This window comes from Martinezella sp. CNPSo 3959 (assembly GCF_057784355.1).
On record NZ_JBXSOV010000004.1, the window covers coordinates 1 to 18997 of the forward strand.

The 18997-nt window shown below is 60.1% G+C and carries 22 protein-coding genes; 9 read left to right on the forward strand and 13 right to left on the reverse strand.

From position 1 onward, the window contains the following. Positions 1–74 precede the first annotated feature (74 nt). A complete protein-coding gene (locus AC13RE_RS12425) occupies positions 75–1226 on the forward strand; it encodes a GGDEF domain-containing protein (RefSeq protein WP_488563339.1) in 1152 nt (383 codons plus the stop codon). 38 nt (positions 1227–1264) lie between these two features. On the opposite strand, the gene AC13RE_RS12430 is transcribed toward AC13RE_RS12425, so the two are convergent. Beyond that, positions 1265–1744, reverse strand: coding sequence for an anthrone oxygenase family protein (locus tag AC13RE_RS12430; RefSeq protein ID WP_488563158.1), 480 nt, complete (start codon positions 1742–1744; stop codon positions 1265–1267). After that, positions 1741–1929: a hypothetical protein gene (locus AC13RE_RS12435; protein ID WP_132715731.1), complete on the reverse strand. Its 189-nt coding sequence runs from the start codon at positions 1927–1929 to the stop codon at positions 1741–1743. Before AC13RE_RS12435 ends, AC13RE_RS12430 begins: the two co-directional genes overlap by 4 nt. Before the next feature lie 97 nt (positions 1930–2026). Here AC13RE_RS12435 and AC13RE_RS12440 point away from each other — a divergent pair, with 97 nt between their 5' ends. The 3 genes from AC13RE_RS12440 (at position 2027) to AC13RE_RS12450 (ending at position 4503) form a co-directional block, all read left to right on the forward strand. Beyond that, positions 2027–2677 carry a TetR/AcrR family transcriptional regulator gene (locus tag AC13RE_RS12440; RefSeq protein WP_488563159.1) on the forward strand — a complete coding sequence of 217 codons (651 nt, stop codon included), beginning with the start codon at positions 2027–2029 and terminating at the stop codon, positions 2675–2677. Between the two features lie 124 nt (positions 2678–2801). Then, positions 2802–3500 carry an orotate phosphoribosyltransferase gene (locus AC13RE_RS12445; RefSeq protein WP_112336620.1) on the forward strand — a complete coding sequence of 233 codons (699 nt, stop codon included), beginning with the start codon at positions 2802–2804 and terminating at the stop codon, positions 3498–3500. A 76-nt stretch (positions 3501–3576) separates the two neighbouring features. Continuing rightward, positions 3577–4503: a carbohydrate kinase family protein gene (locus AC13RE_RS12450; protein WP_488563160.1), complete on the forward strand. Its 927-nt coding sequence runs from the start codon at positions 3577–3579 to the stop codon at positions 4501–4503. A 297-nt stretch (positions 4504–4800) separates the two neighbouring features. Here the strand turns inward: AC13RE_RS12450 and pgi are convergent, their stop codons facing one another. Continuing rightward, positions 4801–6426, reverse strand: coding sequence for a glucose-6-phosphate isomerase (pgi, locus tag AC13RE_RS12455; RefSeq protein ID WP_488563161.1), 1626 nt, complete (start codon positions 6424–6426; stop codon positions 4801–4803). 175 nt (positions 6427–6601) lie between these two features. After that, on the reverse strand, positions 6602–8299 hold the full coding sequence (locus AC13RE_RS12460; RefSeq protein WP_488563162.1) for a long-chain-fatty-acid--CoA ligase: 1698 nt from the start codon (positions 8297–8299) through the stop codon (positions 6602–6604). Between the two features lie 347 nt (positions 8300–8646). On the opposite strand from AC13RE_RS12460, the gene AC13RE_RS12465 reads away from it, so the two are divergent. Continuing rightward, a complete protein-coding gene (locus AC13RE_RS12465; RefSeq protein WP_183713212.1) occupies positions 8647–9039 on the forward strand; it encodes a PRC-barrel domain-containing protein in 393 nt (130 codons plus the stop codon). 58 nt (positions 9040–9097) lie between these two features. Here AC13RE_RS12465 and AC13RE_RS12470 read toward each other — a convergent pair whose 3' ends face one another. After that, a complete protein-coding gene (locus tag AC13RE_RS12470) occupies positions 9098–9493 on the reverse strand; it encodes a VOC family protein (protein WP_488563163.1) in 396 nt (131 codons plus the stop codon). Positions 9494–9670: 177 nt separating this feature from the next. Here AC13RE_RS12470 and AC13RE_RS12475 point away from each other — a divergent pair, with 177 nt between their 5' ends. Beyond that, positions 9671–10054 carry a YciI family protein gene (locus tag AC13RE_RS12475; protein WP_488563164.1) on the forward strand — a complete coding sequence of 128 codons (384 nt, stop codon included), beginning with the start codon at positions 9671–9673 and terminating at the stop codon, positions 10052–10054. A gap of 19 nt (positions 10055–10073) precedes the next feature. Here the strand turns inward: AC13RE_RS12475 and AC13RE_RS12480 are convergent, their stop codons facing one another. The 4 genes from AC13RE_RS12480 to osmF all read right to left on the reverse strand — a co-directional run bounded on the left by AC13RE_RS12480 (position 10074) and on the right by osmF (position 13966). After that, positions 10074–10829 (reverse strand): ABC transporter permease, encoded by a 756-nt coding sequence (locus AC13RE_RS12480; protein WP_488563165.1) that lies wholly within the window; start codon positions 10827–10829, stop codon positions 10074–10076. Then, positions 10826–11764 (reverse strand): ABC transporter ATP-binding protein, encoded by a 939-nt coding sequence (locus tag AC13RE_RS12485; RefSeq protein ID WP_488563340.1) that lies wholly within the window; start codon positions 11762–11764, stop codon positions 10826–10828. Before AC13RE_RS12485 ends, AC13RE_RS12480 begins: the two co-directional genes overlap by 4 nt. 5 nt (positions 11765–11769) lie before the next feature. Further along, positions 11770–12936: an ABC transporter permease gene (locus AC13RE_RS12490; protein WP_488563166.1), complete on the reverse strand. Its 1167-nt coding sequence runs from the start codon at positions 12934–12936 to the stop codon at positions 11770–11772. Positions 12937–13057: 121 nt separating this feature from the next. After that, positions 13058–13966 carry a glycine betaine ABC transporter substrate-binding protein OsmF gene (osmF, locus tag AC13RE_RS12495; protein WP_488563167.1) on the reverse strand — a complete coding sequence of 303 codons (909 nt, stop codon included), beginning with the start codon at positions 13964–13966 and terminating at the stop codon, positions 13058–13060. Between the two features lie 445 nt (positions 13967–14411). Here osmF and AC13RE_RS12500 point away from each other — a divergent pair, with 445 nt between their 5' ends. The 3 genes from AC13RE_RS12500 to AC13RE_RS12510 all read left to right on the forward strand — a co-directional run bounded on the left by AC13RE_RS12500 (position 14412) and on the right by AC13RE_RS12510 (position 16621). After that, the gene (locus AC13RE_RS12500; RefSeq protein ID WP_488563168.1) at positions 14412–15638 is read left to right on the forward strand and encodes a LysR family transcriptional regulator; all 1227 of its coding nucleotides are present in this window, start codon (positions 14412–14414) and stop codon (positions 15636–15638) included. Between the two features lie 95 nt (positions 15639–15733). Next, on the forward strand, positions 15734–15946 hold the full coding sequence (locus AC13RE_RS12505) for a hypothetical protein (protein ID WP_132715745.1): 213 nt from the start codon (positions 15734–15736) through the stop codon (positions 15944–15946). 276 nt (positions 15947–16222) lie between these two features. After that, positions 16223–16621, forward strand: coding sequence for a hypothetical protein (locus AC13RE_RS12510; RefSeq protein ID WP_132715746.1), 399 nt, complete (start codon positions 16223–16225; stop codon positions 16619–16621). Positions 16622–16697: 76 nt separating this feature from the next. Here the strand turns inward: AC13RE_RS12510 and AC13RE_RS12515 are convergent, their stop codons facing one another. The 4 genes from AC13RE_RS12515 to AC13RE_RS12530 form a co-directional block, all read right to left on the reverse strand. Then, positions 16698–16997, reverse strand: coding sequence for a putative quinol monooxygenase (locus AC13RE_RS12515; protein WP_112398436.1), 300 nt, complete (start codon positions 16995–16997; stop codon positions 16698–16700). Positions 16998–17144: 147 nt separating this feature from the next. Next, positions 17145–18023: a glycosyltransferase gene (locus AC13RE_RS12520; RefSeq protein ID WP_184367655.1), complete on the reverse strand. Its 879-nt coding sequence runs from the start codon at positions 18021–18023 to the stop codon at positions 17145–17147. Positions 18024–18383: 360 nt separating this feature from the next. Further along, on the reverse strand, positions 18384–18635 hold the full coding sequence (locus tag AC13RE_RS12525; protein ID WP_488563169.1) for a DUF982 domain-containing protein: 252 nt from the start codon (positions 18633–18635) through the stop codon (positions 18384–18386). Positions 18636–18709: 74 nt separating this feature from the next. Then, entirely contained in the window at positions 18710–18958 is a 249-nt protein-coding gene (locus AC13RE_RS12530; protein ID WP_112607995.1) for a DUF982 domain-containing protein, read from the reverse strand. Between the last annotated feature and the right edge of the window lie 39 nt (positions 18959–18997).

Genomic DNA, 18997 nt, shown 5'->3' on the forward strand with positions numbered 1-18997 from the left:
AATTGGATACGCCTGAAGGCCTAGTGTGCCGACGACACACCCTGCGGTAGAAGTCCAACCGTCGAAAGAGCATGATGCTGGTTGATTACAATTCCCTGCTTCTGGCCCTCGGCGTTTCCGCATCTTGCCTTGCGGTCACGTTGGTCGGGAGCTGGTTTTCGCGCCGGCCCGATACCTTCCTCCTGACGTGTTCTGCCGGCCTTGTGCCTATCGTCGGCGGCATCTTCGTCTACGGCGCCTATGTCGACCATCCCAAGCCGATTTTTGCCATTTTGACGTTCGTCTTGTTCTTCCTTGGCTTCGCGACGATCTGGGTGGCCGGTTATCAGTTTCGCACGGGTCGCCTTTCCAGCATCCGCTTTGCCCTCGGTTGCTTGCCGGGCATGTCAGCATCGATCGGACCGATGCTTGCCGGCTACGACGGGCTGGCTTTCATCGCCGATAACCTTGTCATCTGCGTGCTCCTGCTTCTGACGGCGCGCGAATATTGGCTCAGCCGGCGCGAGGCACCGACGCCGCTCTATGGCATTACGGCGCTTTACACGCTGACGGCCATTTCCTTTGCCTTATGCGCGGCAGTGCTGATCGCCGATGGCAAGCTCGTACTCGGTCATGCGCCGGACAACTGGGCGGAGGATGTCAGCCTCGCCGTCTGCATCGCCGGAATGACCGGGATCGGGGCGCTGTCCCTTGCTTTGCACCAGTGGCGCCAAGCTGCATTTCATCGTCAGGAGGCGATCACCGACGCCCTGACCGGGCTGCTTAATCGCCGCGCGCTGTTCGATCTTTACGGCCGCCGGTCCTTCGGCCCTTCGATGGCCGTCATCATCTTTGACATCGACCGTTTCAAGGCGATCAACGATCAGCACGGCCATGCCGCCGGCGATCTCGTGCTCAAGCTTTTCGGCCAGGAACTCGCCTTCGGTTTGCGGCCTTCCGACACGGTGGCGCGTCTGGGAGGCGAGGAATTTGCGCTTGTTCTCGACAACGCGCTGCCGGGTCGCGCGGAGCAGGTCGCAGAGCGGGTGCGTGATGCCTTTGCGGCACGGGCGATCAGCATCGAAGGCAAATCTTTCGCCTGCACCGTCAGTGCTGGGATCGCGACCGGTACCGCCAAAGGGCTCGGCTTCGATGATGTGCTTCGCGCCGCCGACAAGGCGCTTTATGAGGCAAAGCGAAATGGCCGCAACCGTGTAGAGGTCGCGGCCTATCTGCGGGCTGTCTAGCCGGCCGTTTTCGGCTGACCGTCTCTCGTCACAGGCTGTCAGAACAGGGCCTTCACGAAGGCGCATGCGGCCAGTAGCGAGGCGACCGTGCGCACATGGTTCCAGCGTGTCCAGTCGCTGAGATAGGTGGACCATAGCTGCATCGACTCAGCGGAATGGCCGTCCACTTTATCGAGTGCGTCGTTCAGGGGCACATTGAAGACCATGGTCGAAAGCAGGCTCGCGACGATATAGAGCGCTGCACCCGTCAGCATCAGAACGCTGGTGCCGCCTCGCCAGTAAAGGATGGCCATCACTGCGATGAAGATCGAGAGCGCTGCCGTCAGCAGGAACAGCACGATGAAGGGCGAACGCACGATCGTCGTGTTGATCGATTGCATCGCGGCAATCCCCTGATCGACCGGGAGGCGGGCGAAAGCTTGCATGATGAACGTCGAGAAGGCGAAATAGACGCCGGCGAGAAGCCCGCTGCTGAGCGCGGCGATGATGAGAGCGATATTCGTGATCGGAAAGGTCATGACTGAGCACTCCAGATGCCGGTTGCGGCGGTTTGTCGGGCATAATCGAAAAAATCTTTCGGCTGCCTGCGGAGGATCCGGCCGATGCCGTTCATGACAGGCGAGTTGCGGCCGTCGAGACGCTCGACGACGCGGTCGCCGATTTTTCCCAATCCGCCGATGACGGCAATTGTCGAGATCTGCATTTCAAGCTCCTCCAGCATAAAATGTGATAAATTCTTTCATTTGCAAATGTGATAAACTCTCTTATATTGCTTGTCAACGGTGATAGGCAGGGATGGAATGGCACGGGAACCGATAGCGAGACGCAGGCGCAGCAAGGACGAGGCGGGGACGCCGCGGCGCATACCCAGCCAGCAACGCGGTCGCGAGCGCGTGGATCTGATCCTTTCTGTGGCATCCGAGCTGATTGCGAAAAACGGCAGCGATGCGCTGCGCATGGGCGAGATCGTCGAAAAGGCGGGCGTTTCCTTCGGCTCGCTCTACCAATATTTCCCCGACAAGACGGCGATCATCCGCGTGCTGGCCGAGCGCTTCAACGAGCAGGGCCGGCAATGCGTCGAAGACGAACTGATGGCGATCAAAAGCCGCGATCAGCTGCAGCCCGCTCTCGGCCGCATCGTCGATGGCTACTACGCCATGTTTCTGGAAGAGCCAGTCATGCGCGACATCTGGCACGCGACCCATGCCGATAAGCTGCTGCAGCAGGTCGATGCCGAGGATATGGAATGGCATTCGCAGGCGTTTCTGACCGTCCTAAAGCGCCTCTGGCCGGGGCGCGATGATTCCGAACTTGCAAGAACAGCCCGATTGACCATGCAGCTTGTCGCGGCTGCGGTGCGCTATGCGATTTCGATCGAACGGAAAGAAGGCGACAAGGTCATCGCGCTGTTCAAGGCCATGCTCCCTGCCGATCTTGGAGCGCTGCGCTGATTGCTTCCGGTCGCCCTGCAGACGGCGACCGAGGGATATCCGCAAAAGCTTTCATATGTCTGGAAACTCGGCCCGCTTGCTGCTATTGCCGCTGGAACATTAGCGCTCGCCAAGGAGGCCTTGCATGACCCAGATGATATTCACCGATCGCACTGTCATGGCCGAGCTGATGGCCAGGATGCTTTGGGAGATCAAGGCGGTCCACTTCAATGCCGACAAGCCCTACAAATTTGCGTCCGGCATGGCGAGCCCGGTCTATATCGATTGCCGAAAGCTGATCTCCTATCCGCGCATCCGCTCGACGGTCATGGATTTTGCAGCCAGCATCATCGTGCGCAATGTCGGCTTCGAGCAGTTCGATTGCGTCGCCGGCGGCGAGACGGCGGGCATTCCCTTCGCCGCCTTCCTGGCCGAGCGCCTGAACCTGCCGATGATCTATGTGCGCAAGCAGCCGAAGGGTCATGGTCGCAACGCCCAGATCGAAGGCGATATGAAGGACGGCGCACGCGTGCTCGTCATTGAGGATCTGACGACGGCCGGCGGCAGCATGTTCACCTTCATCGACGCGATCCGTGCAGCCGGCGGCATTGTCGATCATGGCATGGCGCTGTTCTATTACGGCATCTTCCCCGAGGCGGTCGAACGCTTTGCCAACCGGAAAGTCAGCCTGCAATACATCACGACCTGGCGCGAAGTGCTCGCCGTCGCCAAGGAGCAGAAGCTGTTCGACGACAAGACGCTCGAGGAAGTCGAGGCCTTTCTCAATGCGCCGCTCGCCTGGTCCGGCTGGAATGGCGGCATTTCGGAGCTGCCCACAAACTGACGCTTTGCTTTTGCATTGAATCTATCTAATCGATTTATGTAATGGACACGATGGACGCGCTCTTTGGGAGGCCGGAATGATTTTGTGCTGTGGCGAAGCTTTGATCGACATGCTGCCGCGGGATACGACGCTGGGTGAAAAGGGCTTTGCCCCCTATGCCGGCGGTGCGATCTTCAACACCGCGATCGCGCTCGGTCGCCTCGGCATTCCCACGGGCTTTTTCACCGGCATCGCCGATGACATGATGGGCGAAATCCTGCGCGACACGCTCTCGGCGTCCAAGGTCGATTTCAGCTATTGCGCCATCACACCCCGTCCGAGCACGATCGCCTTCGTCAAGCTCGTCAACGGTCAGGCGACCTATGCCTTCTACGACGAAGGCACGGCTGGCCGCATGATCACCGAAGCGGATCTCCCGACGCTCGGCGATGATTGCGAAGCGCTGCACTTCGGCGCGATCAGCCTGATCCCCGATCCATGTGGCGGAACCTACGAGGCGCTGATGAAGCGTGAGCATCAGAGCCGGGTCATCTCGCTCGACCCGAACATCCGCCCGGGCTTCATCAAGGACAAGGTAGCCCATATGGGCCGCATCAGCCGGATGGCTGCCATGTCCGACATTCTCAAATTCTCCGATGAGGATCTGGAATGGTTCGGCATTGCTGGGAATCACGATGAGCTGGCCGCCCATTGGCTTAACCAGGGCGCCAAGCTCGTCGTCATCACCAAGGGTGCGGAAGGCGCAACCGGCTACACCAAGTCGCTGAAAGTCTCGGTGCCAAGCGAGCGCGTCACCGTTGTCGATACCGTGGGTGCCGGCGATACCTTTGATGCCGGCATTCTGGCATCGCTGAAGATGAACAACCTTTTGACCAAGGCACAGGTGGCTTCGCTGAACGAAAAGGCGCTGCAGGATGCGCTGGCTCTGGGCGCGAAGGCTGCGGCCGTCACGGTCTCCCGCGCCGGAGCCAATCCGCCCTGGGCAAGTGAGATCGGGCTGTAATCCTTCATCGGCCTTCGCGAGTGGGGAGAGTGTGTACCCCCCTCTGTCCCTTTCGGGACATCTCCCCCACATGGGGGGAGATTGGTAGCTTGTGGCACTCCATCGCCCCAAGCCGATATCGCATCTGCTGAGACTGTATCTGTTGCATCTGAGGAAGGTGCGGCAGCCTCCCAACGATCTCCCCCCCATGTGGGGGAGATGTCACGATAGTGACAGAGGGGGGCGCACCCTCCATTTACTGATGCGATGAGATCGCGCAACGCTTAATCCCCCTTGAGGGGGAGGTGGGTGAGCGGGTTACTTCGCGCGGCTCGCCAGCGCAGCCACCAGCCCTTGCGTCGAAGAATCGTGGCCGGCAGCACTTTCCTTGCCTTCGATAACCGGAAGTAGGCCCGTTGCCAGTTCCTTGCCGAGCTCGACGCCCCACTGGTCGAAGGAGTTGATGCGGAAGAGTACGCCTTCGACGAAGACGCGGTGTTCGTAGAGCGCGATCAGGCGGCCGAGTGCAAAGGGCGTCAGCTTGTCATAGACGAAAGTGATCGACGGGCGGTTGCCTGTGAAGACGCGATGCGGCGCGATGAAATCGGCCTTCTTGTCGTCCATGCCTTTGGAGGTGAGCTGGGCCTTGGCCTCTTCGAAGGTGCGGCCCTTCATCAGCGCTTCCGACTGCGCCAGGCAATTGGCCATCAGAAGGTCGTGCTGGTGGCGTAGCTCCGGCTCGAAGCCGTTGGCGGCGATCATGAATTCGGCCGGGATGATGCTCGTGCCCTGGTGGATGAGCTGATAGAAGGCGTGCTGGCCGTTGGTGCCGGGCTCGCCCCAGACGACGGGACCGGAATTGCCCTCGACCGGGGTGCCGTCGATGGTAACGCCCTTGCCGTTCGATTCCATGTCCAGCTGCTGCAGGTAGGCCGGGAAGCGTGACAGGCGCTGATCATAGGGCAGGATCGCGCGCGTGGGATAGCCGAGCACGTTGCGGTGATAAAAGCCGATGAGGCCGAGCAGCATCGGTAGGTTTTCCTTGAACGGCGCCTGGCGGAAATGGTTGTCCATCGCATGCGCGCCATCGAGGAACTTGCCGAAGTTTTCCGGGCCGATCGCGATCATCAGCGGCAGGCCGATGGCAGACCAGATCGAGTAGCGGCCGCCGACCCAATCCCAGAAGCCGAAGACGCGCTCGCTGTCGATGCCGAAGGCGGCAACCTTGTCGAGCGCCGTCGAAACGGCCGCGAAGTGATGCTGTACGGCAGCTTCGCCGAGCGCATCGGCGATGAACTTGCGCGCCGTCTGAGCGTTCGTCATCGTCTCGATGGTCGTGAAGGTCTTCGAAGCGACGATGAAGAGCGTCGTTTCCGGCTTAACGAGCTTCAGGATATCGGCGATATGGGCGCCGTCGATGTTGGAGATGAAATGCGAGCGCGGGCCGTCATGGAAGGGGGCGAGCGCCAGCGTCGCCATGACCGGGCCGAGATCGGAGCCGCCGATGCCGATATTGATGACATCGGTGATCGCCTTGCCCGTCGAGCCCTTCAGCGCGCCCGAGCGGATGCCGTCGGCAAACTTGCCCATGGCGGCCAGAACCGCATCGACGTCAGGCATGACATCCTTGCCGTCGACCAGCACCGGCTTGTTCGAGCGGTTGCGCAGCGCGGTGTGCAGCACGGCGCGGTTTTCAGTGAAATTGATGGCGACGCCGGAGAACATTTCCTCGCGCTTGGCGGCAACGCCGCCCTCGGCTGCGAGCTTCTCGAGAAGGGCGAGGATATCGTCGTTAACAGCTGTCTTGGAGTAATCCATCAGCAGGTCGTCGAACGAGGCGCTGAAGCGGGAAAAGCGTTTCGGATCGGCGGCGAAGGCGGCGCGAATATCCGTGGCCTTCGTTGCCGATGCGGTGCTCTTCAGTTGATCGACGAGGGCGTTCATGGGAGGCTCCTTGCGGTTCGCGCTGCTGGCCTTCAAAACCGGGCCAAGCGCTTTGAGTTTGGTCGCGAAAACTATTCCCTATGTAGGGCGTAAATCAAGTTCACCTATCGCCCAAAACGAAAAAAGCCGCTCGTGAAACAAGCACGAGCGGCTTCCTGAATGACATGGAATCATGTCAGCCGCGCAACTCCTTGCGCAGGATCTTGCCGACATTCGATTTCGGCAGTTCGGTGCGGAACTCGATGAAGCGCGGGCGTTTGTAATTGGTAAGATTTTCCGCGCAGTGAGCCTTGACGTCGGCCTCGGTCAAAGCCGGGTCCTTCTTGACGATGAAGAGCTTCACCGCCTCGCCGGAATGCGGATCGGCCACGCCGATCGCAGCTGCTTCCAGAACGCCCGGATGCATGACGGCGACTTCCTCGATCTCGTTCGGATATACGTTGAAGCCCGAGACCAGGATCATATCCTTCTTGCGATCGACGATCTTGGTGTAGCCGCGCTCGTCCATGAAGCCCATGTCGCCGCTGCGGAAGAAGCCGTCCTCCGTCATGACGCGGGCGGTTTCGGCCGGCTGCTTCCAATAGCCTGCCATGACCTGCGGGCCGCGAATGCAGATTTCGCCGACTTCGCCGAGCGGCAGCGAATTGCCGTTCTCGTCGCGAATATCGAAATCGGTGCCCGTGATCGGCAGGCCGATCGTGCCGGTGAATTCCGGGCTGTCGAAACGATTGGCGCTTGCGACCGGCGACGTCTCGGAAAGGCCATAGCCTTCGGTGATCCAGGCGCCCGTCATCTTCTGCCACCGTTCGGCGACGGGCCGCTGCACCGCCATGCCGCCGGCAAGCGTTGCCGTATTGGACAGGTCGAGCTTGCTGAACTCCGGATTGTTCATCAGCGCGTTGAACAGCGTGTTCAGGCCGGGGAACATGTCGAACTTGTATTTGCCGAGTTCCTTGATGAAGGCGGGTATGTCGCGCGGATTGGCAATCAGCACATTGTGGCCGCCGAGCGACATGCCCATCAGTGAATTCACCGTCAGCGCAAAGATATGATAGAGCGGCAGCGCACAGACGAAAGTCAGCTGTTCCGGGCGCGGCTTGTTGATATAGGCGGATTGCAGCCAGAGCAGCAACTGCAGCTGGTTGGCGAGCAGGTTTGAATGCGTGAGGATCGCGCCCTTGGCAACGCCGGTCGTGCCGCCGGTATATTGCAGGAAGGCAATGTCGCTGCCTGTCAGTTCCGATAGCTTCAGGGGCAGACGCGAGCCCTCGGCGATCACGCTCTTGAAGCTGCGGTGGCCGGGAATGGACCAGGCCGGCACGAGCTTCTTCACCTTGCGGACGATCAGGTTGACGATGTGGCCCTTGACGCCCAGCATGTCGCCGAGCGCGGTGACGACCACATGGCGCACATCCGTATGGGCCAGAACCTGCTCGACCGTATGGGCGAAGTTTTCCAGAACGAAAATCGCTTTGGCGCCGCAATCGCGCAACTGGTGCTCAAGCTCGCGCGGCGTGTAGAGCGGGTTGACGTTGACGACGACGAGCCCGGCGCGAAGGATGCCGTAAACCGCAATCGGGTTTTGCAGCACGTTCGGCATCATGACGGCAACGCGATCGCCCTTCTGCAGGCCGAGGCTCTGCAGCCAGGCGGCGATCTTGCGCGTCTGCAGGTCGAGATCGCGATAGGTGATGGATTTGCCCATGCTGGTGAAGGCGAGTCTGTCGGCATAGCGCGCGCAGCTTTCCTCCAGCAGTTCGGCGAGCGAGGCATGCTCCAGCGGCGGCAGCTCCGCCGGTACGATATCCGGGTAAGACGCGAGCCATATTTTCTTGACCTGCGGTTTATCCGAAGGAGCGGAGACTGAATTCATGCGCATTTCCTCCTCTACGCACCATCACCACGCCCGGCCGTCATATGCGGCGGCTATGCAGAGTGTCATTGGACGATCAAAAAGTCTCCCGCTTTTCACATCGCCGTAGTGTTGCTCTCAATTAAATCATTGGAGCATCACGAAAGCTACAATAACCTTGACGTAAACGTCAATATTTGTTGCGTGCTCACGTTTTTTTACAATCCTGAAAAAAGTACTGGAACTTTTATGACAACGGAGCGTTAATAGCGCCATGGGCTTAGACCCATCGGAGCATCGTGCTGCCTCAAAGAGCAGATCGGACGCTCCATGGTTTATGTGACGCGTATCCAAAAGGAGGTGCGCATATGCATAAAGAGAGTGCCGATTTCTCGGGTCGTGACCTTTACATCAAGGACATGTCGATGCTGGTCGCCTGCGATCGCGTCGAAGGGTCCAGGGTATACGGTTCGGACGGCAAGCAGATTGGTCATATCGAGCGGCTGATGATGGAAAAAAGTGATGGACGCATCGCTTTCGTCATTCTGAGCTTCGGCGGTTTCTTCGGCATCGGCCAGGAGCACTACCGGCTGCCGTGGGAGAAGCTGCGCTACGATGCCCGCATTGACGGCTATCGCGTCAGCATGACCAAGAACGATATCGAAAAGGCGTGCCGCTTCGCTGCCAAGGACGATCACGACCATAAGAATCATGGCCACAAGGGCCACGATTATTTTGGCGTGCCTCCCTATTGGATGTGAACGCGCTGGCGGAACTGCCGGAATGCCCCGCCGAGGCGGGGCCGGCGCCTTGTTTGGGCTATTTGAACCGCCCAAGCCTTTGCACGACCTCGATCTTGTAACCATCGGGGTCGGTGACGAAGAACAGCAATGCAAAAAGCTTCCCATCACGATTGAGTTCGACGATCTTGCCCGGGTTGAGCCCGAGCTGGGTCATGCGTGCATGCTCGTCCTTCAATTCCGCAACGGAGACTGCAAGGTGGCCATAGGCATCCCCTTGCGCATAAGGCTCGATGCGGCCCTGGTTAACGGTCAATTCCAGTTCGAATCCGGTCTCGGCATTGCTCAGATAGACCAGGGTGAAGGTCTCGAAGGCAATGCGGTCGGCAACCTTGAGGCCGAAAGCCTTGTCGTAGAATTCGATCGAGCGCGCTTCGTCGAGCACGCGGATCATCGAGTGGATCATCTTGGCCATCGGCGTCTCCATAAATCGTCAGGGCATGTCATTGCAGCCAATGCCATCGGCAGTCGGTGAAGGCAAGCATGGGGAAACTCGCCATATCTCCAGTCGAGTATAGATCCAGGGTTTCCGGATTGCGATCGGTCTGCTTAACTCCCGGCGCTCAACTATGCGGCTCAAGGGGGAGAAACCATGTACTACGCCATTCTGGCCTATCACGAGGAAGGTATCGTCGAATCCTGGAGCAAGGAGGAGGATGCCGCGCTCATGACGGAGCTTTTGGAGATCAATGACCGGCTGGTCGCGCAGAAATCGCTCGGGCCGGCCGCGCGTCTCGGATCGACCCAAAACGCCGTTACCTTGCGGGGGCCAGGCGCGGGAATGGTGATCGATGGACCGTTTGCGGAAACGAAGGAGCAGTTGCTGGGCTTCTACGTCGTCGATTTTCCAACGATAGAAGAGGCAATCGAGGCAGCGCGTGAATTGCGCCGCGTCAATCCGACCGCCGTTTATGAAGTCAGACCGATTTCGCTCTATTTGCCCGGCGCATCCCTGCCGTCAGGCGAAGGCAATTGAGGGCAGGCTGTGATCGCCCTCAATCTCCGTGGGATTGGAGGCCGATTTTGCTCGTGACCGACCGTTCGATCATCTCCATGCCGTCATAGATCAGCACCGCCATCAGGCCGACGATCAGGCCACCCTGCAGGATGAAGGCGGTGTTGTCGTTGATGAGCCCTGCAATGATGACCTCGCCGAGCCCCTTGGCGGCAACGGTGGAGCCGATCGTCGCCGTGCCGATATTGATAACGGTTGCGATCTTCAGCCCCTCGATGATGAGGGGCAGGGCGAGCGGCAGCTCGACGCGGAAGAGGCGCTGCCAGCCGTTCATGCCCATGCCGTCGGCGGCATCGAGCACGGAGGCCGGCACCTGCTGCAGGCCCGCGACCGTGTTCTCGAAAATCGGCAGCAGCGCGTAGAGAAACAGCGCGATAAATGTCGGCACGGCACCGAAGCCGGTGGTCGAGATCGCAAGTGCCAGCACGGCAACGGGCGGGAAGGTCTGGCCGGCATTGGCGATCGCCCGCGACAGCGGCAGGAAATCGGCGCCGATCGGCCGCGTGACGAAGATACCGCCGAGCACCGCCAGAATGCCGCTCGCGGCGATCGAGACAAGGATCAGCTCGAGATGGCTGAGCGCCAGGCTCGGCAGGCTGTTCTGCGTATAGATCGGCGACGCTCCGAATTTGGTCAGCGGCGCAAGCACAGGAATCAGCCATTCCGGACGGAACAGCATGACTAGCAGCAAGGTCAGGGCCAGGACGCGAAAGAGATTGGCGGCCAGAAATCTCATGCTTTGCGGCCCAGCTCGATCAGGTGCTGGATCGAGATCGAGCCGACGGGCACCTTGCGCTCGTCTTCGACCGTCGCCTCGTCCGCGCCCTGCCAGATCAATTCCGCCAATGCGTCGCGCAGATTGAGGGTCTGCGGCAGGCGATGCCCGAGGCCAGGCCGCGGCGGCTGCATGCTTTCCTTCAGCGGCAGCAGCGACATCAATTTCAAGGCGCGGTCCGAGGTGCCGGTCAACTGCTGCACGAAGGGATCGGCCGGCTCTGTCAGGATCTTCTCTGGCTCCGAGCATTGTAAGAGCTTGCCGCCGCTCATGACCGCGATCTTGTCGCCGAGATGAAAGGCCTCGTCCATGTCATGGGTGACGAGGACGATGGTCGTGCCGAACTGCTTCTGAATGGCCAGCAGGTCGTCCTGTGCCTTGCCGCGGATGACCGGATCGAGCGCGCCGAAGGGCTCGTCCATCAACAGCAATTCCGGTTCGGCCGCAAGCGCGCGGGCGACGCCGACGCGCTGCTGCTGGCCGCCGGAAAGCTGGCTCGGATATTTGCCGGCAAAGGTGCTGGGGTCGAGATGGAAGAGATTGAGAAGCTCTTCGACACGGTTGTCGATGCGCGCCTTCTCCCAGCCGAGCAGCTCGGGGACGGTGGCGATATTCTGCGCGACCGTGCGGTGCGGAAAAAGCCCGTGCCCCTGGATGGCATAGCCGATACGGCGGCGAAGCTCGGTCGCCGGCACATTCATGATATCCTCGCCAGCAACGGAGATGTGGCCGGCCGATATCGGCACCAGCCGGTTGATCATGCGCATCAGCGTCGATTTGCCGGAGCCGGACGTACCAACGATGACGGTGATCGTGCCCTTCTCCATGCTCATGCTGACATCGTCGACCACGGTGGCATTGCCATAACGCTTGGTGACGCCCTTGAGCTCGATCATGTTGGTCATGCGCGTTGTCCCCGGATGCTGTCGATGACCGCATCGAGGATGACGGCCGATGAGAAGGCGAGAAAGACCGTCGGCACGGCGCCGAGCAGAACGAGGTCGTTCGCCGTCTGGCCGATACCCTGGAAGATGAAGAGGCCGAAGCCGCCGCCGCCGATGAGGGCTGCGACCGTCACCAGCCCGATCGCCTGCACCAGCACGATCCGTATGCCGGTGAGGATGACCGGAAAGGCAAGCGGCAGGTCGATGCCGGTCAGGATCTGCCGGCGCGTCAGCCCCATGCCGGCAGCGGAATCGCGCACTGAGGGATCGACACCGGCAAGACCGACGACGGTATTGGCAACGATCGGCAGCAGCGAATAGATGATAAGCGCCACCAGCGCCGGCGCCACGCCGATACCCTGAATGCCGATAGCAGCGGCGAAGGGCACATGGGCGGCGATATAGCCGAGCGGCAGCATGAGGATGCCGAACAGCGCCAGGCTCGGAATGGTCTGCACCAGGCTCAACGCCCGCAGCACCACGGCGCGGAGGCGCGGCTGCCAGTAGCAAAAGATACCGAGCGGCAGCGCAAGCACGATGGCGATGGCGACGGAGCCGAGGGAAAGAAAGACGTGACGCAGCGCTTCATGCCAGAACTTGTCGGCGTTGTTGGCGTATTCCTTCATGATCGAAAGATTGTCCAGCAGGCCGGAGCGCAGGACGACGGCAAGCAGCGCGGCATAAACAGCAAGCGCCGCCACCCGCAACCAAGGCGTCAGCCGCAGCTTGACCAGCGCGTCCGAAATCATCAACCCGACGACCCCAAGCAGCACCCAGAAGGATCCGCCGGGCGTAATTCGTGCCACAGTGCTGCCTGCGGGGGTTGCGACGGTCGAGACGAGGCCGAGCGTGACGATCAGCGCAGTGATCGCAAGCGTGGCTATGCCAAGACGGATCACCTGATTGCGAAGGAAAAGCGCGGCAAGCGCCGCGGCAGCGAGAAGGGCGATCAGCATCAGCGCTGCCGGCTGGACAATGAGCTGCGTCAGCAGTTGTGGCTTGCCCGCGGCGATGCGGTTTGCCTTGACGATGATGAACGGCATCCAGGCCATTGCCAGCCCGCCGCCGGCCACCAATACCACTCCGAGACGGTCCACCCTGCGGACCGCTAGCGCATCTTCCATCAGGCAAGCTCCGTCAGCGCATGAGCCCAGAATTCAAGGCGGGTTCGGACAAGATCATGCCCAATTGAAACCCCGCGGCTTCACTCTATCAAAATGAAGCCGCCAGAGCAGCGTCAATGCCTTACTTCAGAAAGCCATTGTCCTTGAGGTAGGATTCGGCAACAGCCTTAGCCGGCTCGCCATCGACCTGGATGCGGCCGTTGAGCTTGCGCAGCACGTCGGCAGTCAGGCCCTTGAAGATCGGCGTTAAAACTTCTTCGATCTTCGGATTGGCCTTCAGCACGGCCTCACGGATGATCGGCGTCGGCGCGTAGACCGGCTGCACGCTCTTGTCGTCCTCAAGGACAGTCAGTTCGGCGGCTTCGATGGCGCCGTCGGTACCGTAGACCATCGCGGTGTTGACGCCGTTGGTCTGGTCGGCCGCAGCTTTGATGGTCGCCGCCGTATCGCCGCCAGAAAGCACGACTTCCTGATCCGGCTTCAGCTTGAAGCTGTAGGTGGTTTCGAAGGCAGGCAGGGCTGCCGGCGAATTGACGAACTCCGAAGAAGCCGCGATCTTGATCGGGCCACCGCCGGCGACCCACTTGCCGAAGTCCGACATGGTCTTCAGCTTGGCTGGGCCGGCGACATCGTTGCGCACGGCGATCGCCCAGGTGTTGTTGGCAGGCGACGGTGTCAACCAGACGATTTTGTTGGCGTCATAATCGAGCTTCTTGGCCAGATCATAGCCCTGCTGCAGGTTCTTCCAGGCGGCATCGTCGGCCTTGTTGAAGAAGAAGCCGGCATTGCCGGTATATTCGGCATAGATGTCGATCTCGCCTGCTGTGAGCGCCTTGCGTACGACCGGCGTCGTGCCGAGCGCGATGCGATCCTGCGCCTTGATGCCGTTGGCGTTGAGCGCCGCGAGGATGATGTTGCCGAGCAGCGTGCCTTCGGTGTCGATCTTCGAGGAGACGACGACGTCGGCGGCGCTGGCGCCGCTGGCAAGGAGGGCCGTCAACGTGGCGGCAAGTGCAAGCTTCTTGAACATGATGTTTCCCTTTGTACCCCGTTAAATCGTTTTTCTGCATGCCCGCGGCGCCTTGAAGGGCCGCAGTCCGGGCAGGCAGGCTTGGAGCGGGCCGGCGGCCCACAAGCGAATTTATGGCTACTTCAGGCAGCTAGCGCTCATCGCGGAAAAGTCGATGCGCTTCCGATACCCGTTGCAGTCGCGCGATTATGACGAGCGTACTCGACATTCGCGCGAAATTGGATTTCTTTTTTCGGGGGCAAGTGCGTTTGTTTTTGTTCCCCTTACCCGTTTGGCGCTGTTCCGATCTCATTTTGTGGCTGGATCAGTGGGGCGACAAAGAAACGATAGCTGTCGCTTTTCGGCTTAGGGATATCTTTTTTTGAGAACACGTCATATTGTCGGGATATCGTTGATATTGCTGCGGTCGAGCCAGGATGCGCGCCGCGGCTGAGAGGGATCTGATTTGTATCTCGGCGCATTGTTCGTAGCCGACATGGTGTTCTCCGTCGGCTCGGTGAGGGAGACCGCGCGGCGGCTATCTTTTTCGGCATCGACCGTCTCCGGTGCCCTGCGGCGGCTCGAAACGGAGCTTGCCATGAAGCTTGTCGAGCGTGCCTCTGGTGAGCTTGCGACCCTTCTGGCGAGTTCCAAGGTTCAGAAGGGGCTGCAGCCCATTCTCGCCGGCATGCGCCAGCTTTCGACCCTGATGAAGGAACCGCCGGCTCCAAAGGACTACGACCAATGGGCCGCACGCCTGCCGCTGAAGATCGCCACCATCGAACGCTTCCTTGAGGTTGCCGATCAGGGCAGCATCAATCGCGCCGCCCGCCGCCTTAGGCTGGGCCAGCCGCAACTTTCTTTGCAGATTGCCAATCTGGAGGAACTGTTCGGCTGCCGCCTGTTCGCCCGGCAGGCGCAGGGTTCCGTGCTGACGGAGGCCGGACAGGAGGTTCATGCTATCCTCTCCGCCATAGCGCAGGCCTGGGACGAGATGAAAGCGGCAGCGGACGAGCGTTTCCAGCGAACCGCCCGCGCGGTGCGCATCGGCTCGATCATTCCCACAGGCTCGGAAAGCTGGGTGGCGCGCTCGCTGGCGAGCCTGGTATCGCGCTGGAACATCGGCGGTAACAGCAACATGCTGTCGCTGCTGCTGATGACGGCTGATGATCTGCGCGAGGCGCTTCGATCTGGCCGCATCGATGTCGCCATTGTCGATTCCGTCTTCGGCCTCGACGCCTTCGAACATGTGGAACTGGTCGCCACGGACATGGTGGCGATCGCCCCGCCCGACAGCACGGAGCAGACCTTCGCCGCGCTCATGGAAAACCATCCGCTCTGCGTGCCGAGCCCGCGCACCGGCATCGGCAATGCCGCAACGGCCTTCGGCTATGACAGCCGCGATCGCCGCCGGTTTCGCGGCCGCGACATCACCTCGGCCGATTCCCTGCCCGTCATCGTCGATCTCGTCGCCAACCACGGCTATGTGTCGTTCCTCGGCCGGGTCAGCGCGCTTCCGATCTCCGACAAGGTTCGCATCGTCGATCCCGATGAGATCTTGCCGCTGTCCTATCATCTCGCCCATAACGGTCGCAAAGCCTCGGTGGAAGCCTGCCGGCTGATCCAGCAGGCGGTTCGTGAACTGATTGGAGAGATGGGGACGGCACGAAAGCGCTCGTCATCCCGCGGGTAGCGGAACAAATGCGGCATCTTCGCGTTTAGGTCGGTTAGGTTAGTCCGGGCGTACGCAGCCGGGGGGCGCGTTCGGCACCCAAGGAGAAACCATACATGAAAATTCTTGCAACGGCGCTTGTCGCATTCGGCATTATTGTTCTGCCCGCTACCTATGCCGAGGCGCGTGATCATCACCATCACCGCTGGCATCAGCACCATCATCGCGACTATCGCCCTCATCATCATGGCTGGCATCGCCATGAAGGCTGGCGGCATGGTCACGGCCATCATCGCTGGCACAGCAAGCCGCATTTCTCGCATGCCTGACCGCTACGGACAGGCATGAAAACGGCGCCTTCGGGCGCCGTTTTTTTGGCCACTGGCCAATTGCGTCCTTCTTCTTCCTGCTTGCTAATATCGGTTGAAGCGCACCGGCCGATGAGCCTGCGATCGTGATCAGGCGGGTCCGAGGGCGATGTCGCGAAAACGCCTGCTCCTCAAGGGATAGCGGAACTTTCAAAGGTGCTATTGCGTTTATTATATCGTCCGGAGGACGCAAGTAATCCGAGTAGCGTTTACGTCCGGCATTCAAGGAGGCTGGAAATGAAAATTCTGGCAACAGCGCTGATTGCGCTAGGTATGGTCGTGTTGCCGGCAACCTATGCCGAAGCGCGTCCTCATCATCATGGACACCACCATCGGGTGTTCGTCCATCGGTATTATCATCACCACTACTATTACCGCCATCACTACTATCGCCCATATTACGGCTATTACGCGCCTTATTATGGCTATGACCGACCCTATTACGGCTATTACCAGCCCTACTATCCCTTGGGCGTATTCGGCGTTTTCGGGGGCTATGGTGGCTATCACCATCACCACGGTTGGTATGGCGGGCGCGGATACCATCATGGCTGGTATGCCGGCGGTCATCACGGATGGCATGGCGGCGGCGGCCATTGGCGCTATTATAGCGAGCCGCATTTCTCGCATAACTGAGGGTCTGTCCGATAGCAGAACGGCGCCTTTCGGCGCCGTGTCAGGATGAGTTTATAAGCTGTCCCGCAGTGTTGATTCACGCCGGGTTCAGGACGTGAACGGCGCGATCGGCCATCAAATGCTTCACCTTCTCGCCATAGGCGGCCATATGCGCGGAGGCGGCATGCGCCTTCAGCGCCGCCAGGCTCTCCCATTTCTCGACCACGACGAAGGTGTCAGGCCCAAAGGCAGGATCGGCCCCTTCGACATCCACAACGGCGGTATATTCGATGCAGCCGTCTTCGGCGTGAACGGCCGGAACATTCGCCTGGAAGGCTTTAAGCACTTCGGCGCGCTTGCCGGGATGGGCGGTGAGGATGGCGAGTACGTGAATCATGGACATGTCCTTGGCAAGATAGCTATACGGATAAACGAGTGGACGCTGCCGAATGCGCGGCCGGTTCACCATTATCACGGAAAGACGCGAGCCGAACGCCGAACGTCCATTTTAATCGCGCTTCGAATCCCGCTGCTTCCGGTGGGTTTACATCCGATTGATGTATTTCGGATCGAGCGATCCGCTCAGGAGGTGGCTGACGGCAAGGAGATTGCCCTGCAGGCGACCGCGCCGGTCGATATAGGGCGGTGGGCTGACCGAGCCGACGACATTCGAGGCGATATTGCCGCCCATCAGCTTCAGCGCCCATTTCAGCGATACCGAGCGCTTCTTGACGAGATAGAGCGGATTGGCGACCTGGGAGTACCCAAGGCGCAGCCCCGATGTGCGGCCGGTCTTGACGCCGAGATGGACGCCACGCAGGCGATTGAACTTGACGATTTTGCCGAAAGGACGCAGCCGCCGGCACAGATCGACATCTTCCTGCCAGGCGTAGAGCGGCAGATCCTCGTCGAAATAGATACCATTTGCCAGCATCGCTTTTCGGCGAAAGATCATGTTGCAGCCGTAAGCGTTATGCGTGGCCTCGATCGTCGGTGCTGGAAAGGGAGTGGCATCGGCTGCGAGTGCGGCATCCGCTTCGTCCGCCGTCAGGCCTGGCCCAAGGATACCGTCACGAACGACTTCGCCTGTCGCCACGACAATATCTTCATCCGCCTCGAATAGGGCTTCCGTCTCGGCAAGATAGTTCGTTGCCGGGAAGAAATCGTCATCGAAGAAAACGACGACATCTATGCCGACAGCCGCATCGATGATGGCATTGCGCTGCGGGCAGCTTCCCTGCGGCGAGGAGAGGATCGTCACCGGAAACGGCGCTGAGCTCAAGCGCGCCATGTCGATATCGTCATCCTTGGTAGGGCAGAGGAAGAGGTGATCCGGCTTGCGCGCCTGTGTCGCGAGCCTGTCGATCATTGAGGCGAGGATCGCCTTGCGACCGCATGTCGCCACGCCAACGGCAATTTTCATGATGCACCCCCAGAATATGATCCCGAGGCGCACGGAACCACCAAAAGCTGAATGTTTGGTTGTGCTAATCGCGTGCATTTAACGGATCGCGCGTGAAAGGCGTTTTGTTGTCAGCGGCCGGTCCGTTACATCTGTCGACGGAGCGTTTCGAACGAGCGCGTCCGTCTCGTAGGTCGGCATTCGTGATCGGCTCGAATGCGTGACGCAAGCCATGAATGCCGAGACTTGCAGCATCTACGGTTCTGAAACAGGTCACCGCGCCGTTCGTTGCCGGGTGAGAAATGACCGCATTGACCGACATTGTCGGCTTAGCAGTTGCTCACGTGGGTTTTAAAGGCGCGGATCATGGAATCGATAAGCTCAATCGTCGAAGATGAATATGTCGCCTTCCTGCAAAGCCGCGATGAAAGCCTCTCTGGCTTTCTCGGCATCAAGCTTGCCCTCATGTGCGTCCAACAGCGCTTTTCTGGCGACCCTGTAGGCTTGTCCGTCCTCAAGCGTCGGCCACTCCTTTGCCATGTATTCCATGGCGCGTTCCGCATTCGATATCACCAGCCGGTCGCCTGTCTTGCGGGTCTCGACGATTACGGGTTTGCTCCACCATTGCGCCATGAAGTTTCTCCTTCCGCGATCAACGTGCCGTTGGTCGAAATGTTCCCGGAGGCACGCCGGGCGAATCCGCACCCTCACGACAACAAGGGAATTCCTGCTTCGGCCGCTGCGGCAATAAAGGCGACGCGCGCTTCTTCCGGCGCTCGCCTGCCGCGTTGGACGTCGATGCAGATAAGCAATGCCGACAGAAAGCAGTCACCTTCCTCCGAAGGCCAGTCATCGAGAAGCGTCTTCCATACTTCCTCCACCGTACCGACGGATTTCGTTTCACCAGATCCGCAGCGAAAGATGCGGATCGGAGGGAAGTGTGGCACGATGTTCATGGTCGAAGACTCCGCCTTGGCGCAGCCGTTTTGGACCTT

Excerpts from the sequence above, each read along its gene's own strand:
- AC13RE_RS12465 (WP_183713212.1), top strand. The coding sequence starts at position 8,647 with ATGCATAAAGAGAGTGCCGATTTCTCGGGTCGTGACCTTTACATCAAG.
- AC13RE_RS12435 (WP_132715731.1), bottom strand. The coding sequence starts at position 1,929 with ATGCAGATCTCGACAATTGCCGTCATCGGCGGATTGGGAAAAATCGGC.
- AC13RE_RS12475 (WP_488563164.1), top strand. The coding sequence starts at position 9,671 with ATGTACTACGCCATTCTGGCCTATCACGAGGAAGGTATCGTCGAATCC.
- AC13RE_RS12490 (WP_488563166.1), bottom strand. The coding sequence starts at position 12,936 with ATGGAAGATGCGCTAGCGGTCCGCAGGGTGGACCGTCTCGGAGTGGTA.
- AC13RE_RS12520 (WP_184367655.1), bottom strand. The coding sequence starts at position 18,023 with ATGAAAATTGCCGTTGGCGTGGCGACATGCGGTCGCAAGGCGATCCTC.
- osmF (WP_488563167.1), bottom strand. The coding sequence starts at position 13,966 with ATGTTCAAGAAGCTTGCACTTGCCGCCACGTTGACGGCCCTCCTTGCC.
- AC13RE_RS12450 (WP_488563160.1), top strand. The coding sequence starts at position 3,577 with ATGATTTTGTGCTGTGGCGAAGCTTTGATCGACATGCTGCCGCGGGAT.
- AC13RE_RS12485 (WP_488563340.1), bottom strand. The coding sequence starts at position 11,764 with ATGATCGAGCTCAAGGGCGTCACCAAGCGTTATGGCAATGCCACCGTG.
- AC13RE_RS12515 (WP_112398436.1), bottom strand. The coding sequence starts at position 16,997 with ATGATTCACGTACTCGCCATCCTCACCGCCCATCCCGGCAAGCGCGCC.
- AC13RE_RS12505 (WP_132715745.1), top strand. The coding sequence starts at position 15,734 with ATGAAAATTCTTGCAACGGCGCTTGTCGCATTCGGCATTATTGTTCTG.
- AC13RE_RS12530 (WP_112607995.1), bottom strand. The coding sequence starts at position 18,958 with ATGAACATCGTGCCACACTTCCCTCCGATCCGCATCTTTCGCTGCGGA.
- AC13RE_RS12480 (WP_488563165.1), bottom strand. The coding sequence starts at position 10,829 with ATGAGATTTCTGGCCGCCAATCTCTTTCGCGTCCTGGCCCTGACCTTG.
- AC13RE_RS12460 (WP_488563162.1), bottom strand. The coding sequence starts at position 8,299 with ATGAATTCAGTCTCCGCTCCTTCGGATAAACCGCAGGTCAAGAAAATA.
- AC13RE_RS12525 (WP_488563169.1), bottom strand. The coding sequence starts at position 18,635 with ATGGCGCAATGGTGGAGCAAACCCGTAATCGTCGAGACCCGCAAGACA.
- AC13RE_RS12445 (WP_112336620.1), top strand. The coding sequence starts at position 2,802 with ATGACCCAGATGATATTCACCGATCGCACTGTCATGGCCGAGCTGATG.
- AC13RE_RS12425 (WP_488563339.1), top strand. The coding sequence starts at position 75 with ATGCTGGTTGATTACAATTCCCTGCTTCTGGCCCTCGGCGTTTCCGCA.
- pgi (WP_488563161.1), bottom strand. The coding sequence starts at position 6,426 with ATGAACGCCCTCGTCGATCAACTGAAGAGCACCGCATCGGCAACGAAG.
- AC13RE_RS12440 (WP_488563159.1), top strand. The coding sequence starts at position 2,027 with ATGGCACGGGAACCGATAGCGAGACGCAGGCGCAGCAAGGACGAGGCG.
- AC13RE_RS12470 (WP_488563163.1), bottom strand. The coding sequence starts at position 9,493 with ATGGCCAAGATGATCCACTCGATGATCCGCGTGCTCGACGAAGCGCGC.
- AC13RE_RS12510 (WP_132715746.1), top strand. The coding sequence starts at position 16,223 with ATGAAAATTCTGGCAACAGCGCTGATTGCGCTAGGTATGGTCGTGTTG.
- AC13RE_RS12430 (WP_488563158.1), bottom strand. The coding sequence starts at position 1,744 with ATGACCTTTCCGATCACGAATATCGCTCTCATCATCGCCGCGCTCAGC.